Source organism: Nostoc flagelliforme FACHB-838 (assembly GCF_014698065.1).
Classification (GTDB): Bacteria; Cyanobacteriota; Cyanobacteriia; order Cyanobacteriales; family Nostocaceae; genus Nostoc; species Nostoc flagelliforme_B.
Genome location: NZ_JACJSI010000442.1, coordinates 1 through 4,570, shown reverse-complemented (window position 1 = coordinate 4,570; position 4,570 = coordinate 1). Strand labels below are relative to the sequence as shown.

The 4,570-nt window shown below is 44.2% G+C and carries 1 protein-coding gene and 2 pseudogenes; 2 read left to right on the top strand and 1 reads right to left on the bottom strand.

Annotation, left to right across the window (positions count from 1 at the left end; all coding sequences use genetic code 11):
* Nucleotides 1–108 precede the first annotated feature (108 nt).
* Both H6G97_RS46075 and H6G97_RS46070 read left to right on the top strand, forming a co-directional pair.
* A pseudogene (locus tag H6G97_RS46075) lies at nucleotides 109–492 on the top strand (ATP-binding cassette domain-containing protein); the annotation flags it as partial.
* 38 nt (nucleotides 493–530) lie between these two features.
* Complete coding sequence (locus H6G97_RS46070) at nucleotides 531–2,033, top strand: beta-barrel domain-containing protein (RefSeq protein WP_190947097.1); 1,503 nt, start codon at nucleotides 531–533, stop codon at nucleotides 2,031–2,033.
* A gap of 97 nt (nucleotides 2,034–2,130) precedes the next feature.
* Here the strand turns inward: H6G97_RS46070 and H6G97_RS46065 are convergent.
* Nucleotides 2,131–4,416 (bottom strand): annotated as a pseudogene (locus H6G97_RS46065) (plasmid replication protein, CyRepA1 family); the annotation flags it as partial.
* Nucleotides 4,417–4,570 lie beyond the last annotated feature (154 nt).

The window sequence follows — 4,570 nt, the reverse complement described above, 5'->3', positions numbered from 1 at the left end:
GATACTAAGTTCCCAGCAGATGATTTTTGCGTCATATATCATATTTTATAACGCCGTGTCTACCAATCTACATTCTGATTTTTTCTTTCTACCCCGATTTACCGAGCGGATACGACACAAACCGTCTTAGGAGAATTTGGTGCGAATCTCTCTGGTGGTCAAAAGCAGAGATTAGCGATCGCTAGGGCTATAGTAACCGAGCCACCTATATTAATTTTAGATGAATCTACTGGCGCTATCGATCCAGTAAGTGAAGCCGAAGTACTAGATAGACTGCTGTACCATCGGCAGGGCAAAACCACAATTATGATTAGTCACCGTCCTCAAGTCATCCAACGATCTGATTGGATTGTGTTGCTTGAAAATGGACACTTAAAAACTCAAGGGACTCCAGAAGAATTACGTCAGATTGCTGGAGAGCATTTAAGTTTTATTGATGATATCTATCCTTCTAAGAATGGTTTTAAATCTTCTTTAATTATTCAGAATTAGTTAACGGCTATTAAGCATTTTAGATATACTCAGCACTTATGATTAGTAACTCTCAAACCAATTTTTTACCCTTAGTTCAAGACAACGAGTTTCTCCCACCAATTAGCCGTTGGACTACATTTGGCGGATTATTTATCCTGTTTGCGTTGTCGTTAGCTGTTCCTGTGACTGCGGTTGTTAAATATAAAGTTACGGTCATTGGGCAAGCTGTTATCCGTCCTGCGGGTGAATTGCGAATTGTGCAGGCGGCAGCAGAAGGACAGGTAATGCAGATTTACGTCAAAGAAAATCAAACGCTGCAAACAGGAGATAAAATTGCGACTATTGATGACTCTCGACTGCAAACCAAAAAAAAACAGCTGCAAATTAATATTCAACAAGCTAGGTTACAACTAATTCAAACCGTTGCTCAAATTAATGCAATAGATAGTCAAATTCGATTTGAAAGCGAGCGCACTAATCGTACTATCGTCTCTGCTAAAGCTGAATTGAAAGGACGTGATCGCGCTCATAAAGACAAAAACATTACCACTATTACTGAACTTCAAGAAGCAGAAGCCAACATCAAAATAGCTCAAGAAGAATTATATGCAGGACAAGCACAGTTACAATCAGCACTAGCTAATCTCCACGCTACTGAGGCGGCTCTAGGAGCAGCGACATCAAAGCAGAACCGATATGAAAGTGCTGCCAAAGAAGGAGCATTATCCCCCGATCAACTAGAAGAAGTACAGCTGGCTGTGAAACAACAGGAACAAGCTGTACAGGCGCAAAAAGCAACTTATAAAGCCCAAGAAAAAACAAATGAACGGTTAAAACAAGCTGTTTTAGGGGCTATTGCCAGACGATCTCGCGCTCAAGTAGCCCTCAACCCAAGCAATACAGAGGTAGTAATTGCGATTGAACGCATTGCTCAAGAAAAAGCCTCTGGGGAAGTAAATAAAGCATCCTTAGAAAGAGAACTTCAAGCACTTCTCAAGCAGAAAATTGAAACTGAAAAACAATTAGAGCGCGAAGAGAACGAATTCAGGCAAGCTGAAATCGACCTGAAGCAAACTACTATTACCGCTACAGCAGACGGGATTATTTCCAAGCTAAATTTGAGAAACCCTGGTCAAACTCTCCGGGCAGGAGAGGAAGTTGTCCAAATTGTTCCCACTCATGCACCTTTATTTATCAAAGCAGCTGTAGGTTCTGAGGAAAAAGGTAAGGTAAAAGTCGGTCAAAAAGTGCAAATGCGGGTAACAGCTTGTCCTTATCCTGATTACGGTACTCTCAATGGCGTTGTCAAAGCGATTTCCCCCGATGCTGTTAGTTCGCAAAAAAATGATACAAATGCTGATACAAATTCTACCCCCAAAGCAACTGCTGTAGGCGCTTTTTACGAAGTTACAATTGAGCCAGAGAAACTTGCTTTAAGTCGCGTTTCAAATAAATGTCAAATTCAATTGGGTATGGATGGCAGAGTTGATATTATTACCCGCGAAGAAACTGTACTGCAATTCTTGCTTCGTAAGGCAAGGTTAATGACGGATTTGTGACGTTAAATGTGTTTTGGAATTGCTGAGTTCTAGGAGTGCAGCATTGGAAATTTAGTTAGAAGCATCGACTAAGTTAATTGGCTTGATGACACATAACCTACACCCCCACCAACCAATCGCACACCACAGACGTACAGCCGCTCCCAAAGTTAACCCAAACCTGCCACTGCCCCAGGCATCCGTTCCAGTAAGGCTCACCATCAGCAACGCCAACAGCGGAGCCTATTATGGAGACTAACTGGTTGTAGAATGAGCCAGCGCCGTCCAAGCCTTGCTGTATTTTCAGTTTCAGCCCTTTCCAAGCTTGTCCTTGGGGGCTGGACACTACCTCTTCTAATATTTGGGAGGTTGTGTCAGTTACTGGTGTAGTTGTACTTATATTATTAGTGACTGACACCAACTCACAAGAAAACGCTTCATCTCGATTTAACCACTGCCTAAAAATTGAATTACGCTGATCATCAGGGGCAACAAACCGATAGACGCACTCCCGGTTTTCACGCTTACCTAACCGACCAACGTAGTTCAACTTCAAATCAATCTTGGCAAGTAACTTCTGTGCGATCGCAATCGGTGTGTGTTTTTCAGAAATCGTTACATTCAAGTAATTCTTGATAACGTGCCGATGCGTTACAGCCAGTGCCTTAAACTGCATCATCTTCTCGTCACTTCCCCGTAACCGAACATCTGGTGCAAGAAACTGCAACAGATTCAGATTTTCGAGTAACAACACAGCAGGTAATAACTGCCCCTTGTTAAAATCCGGTTTCCAAATCGAATTCTCTCCCGCCTCTAACTGCGCTGCTGCCCGTTTAGCATCACGGTTGGTCAAAAACTCTCGCCCCAGCGTCAAATAATAGTGCATCCGCAGTTGAGGATACCAGCCGTCGTCATCTTTCTCGACTAAATCAAGGGTTACGTCAATTTCATAGCGACGGGATAATTCCGCCTTGCGTTGCTGATGTCGTTCGGTTTTGGTTTTCGCCCGTTTGTCTTGCAGCTTCTTGAGTTCAGTTGGGGAAAGTTCATCAGCTTGCGCGATCACTTTACACTCCGCAGCATACAATTCAACAGATGCCGCTTTAACCGACTCGATTACTGCCCCACTCTCATCGTCATCAACATCGTCGGTATCAATAACGGTGTACCCATCTTCGACCAATCCCGCAAGCACCGATTCTCGATAGCGCCGCATCTCAACGTTAATCACAGAACCACGCTTGCCCCAAGTCTGCAATGACTCTGGCTGAAAATTCTGGTCAACATAGCTGTAATCGTCATTGTCCGCCGCCGACAGCAGCGCAATGTTAGCCTGTGTAGCAACGTGTTGACTTCTGAGCAATCCTCCGATGGATGTAGAGCCATTGCCCACAACCGACATCCCCCACTCTCTAACCCAGATATGACGGTCAACTGTTTCCCTAACCCTTGCCAACATCTGCCGCACAGAATTAACCGGCTGCACTCCCTGAAATATCCCCCAAACACCATCAAAATGTCCTCGAATGTCGATGCTGACCCCAGTTTCTAAACTTGGGGAGGCGATAACCAAATCATACTGGGTAAGAATCTCGTTGAGATGAGCGATACAACCGAAAGCTGCATGAGATGGATCAGCAACAGATTCGCTGTCTATTCTCAAAATCCGCAGGTGTGGGAATTTGCGACGGAACCGTTCTTCAAGTGCCTGAGTTCCCCATTTGGACTTGGCTTTCTGAGCAGAACAGCACAATAGATGATGCCCCCCTTTAGAAATCGCTTTGTCCAATGCAGCGATGAGATTTTTCGGGTTAGTGCCAGAATAGTTGTAACAGTTGCCAGCTACGTGCCGATAATTGTTGACGATGACGAAGGGATTGACACGATATTCTCCAGCGAGTGATAAAACATACTTCACATCTGTGTCGGAGACATCAGCGCTTGATAGGTAAATCTTTCCCTGACTGCTGCCCAAGACATTCTGTACCAGTTGTTTGAGGTTTTTGAGAACGGATACCCGACGTTTTTGCACTTCCGTACCAGAGTTGAGCAAATGCCAGAATACTTGGTCGCACTCGTCAATAATAATCACATCATTAGCCCAATCATTAGGATTGAATCGCGCCTGACTTTCCTGATGCAGCGAATCAACACACACCCCATATCCTAACAATGTGCCTGTTTCATTCGTGCGGACTTCGGTAACATAGTTAACACCGAAGCGATTACATAGCGCCTCACCCAGTTGAATGCGATGGGTAATGATTAATACTCGTCTCTCTTGGTCGTGTGCTTTCGCCACTTCAGTTGCAAGCCATTCGGTTTTACCCGTGCCTTTAGGGGCTTTGAGGATAATCAGTTTTTCGCCTTCGGGGACGAGAAGCTGTCCAAGCCCGGATTTCTCACGAAGCTGGAGAAAAGAGGAGTCAAAAACTGCCAAAATATCTATTGCACATGAATTCCAGCAGTTTTAAGCATGACCCCTCAGAAAACAGATTGTATACCGGAACAGTTCAAATTTAAACCTGTATTGTCATGTCCAGTCGTAGTTAATTTCA

Excerpts from the sequence above, each read along its gene's own strand:
- H6G97_RS46070 (WP_190947097.1), top strand. The coding sequence starts at position 531 with ATGATTAGTAACTCTCAAACCAATTTTTTACCCTTAGTTCAAGACAAC.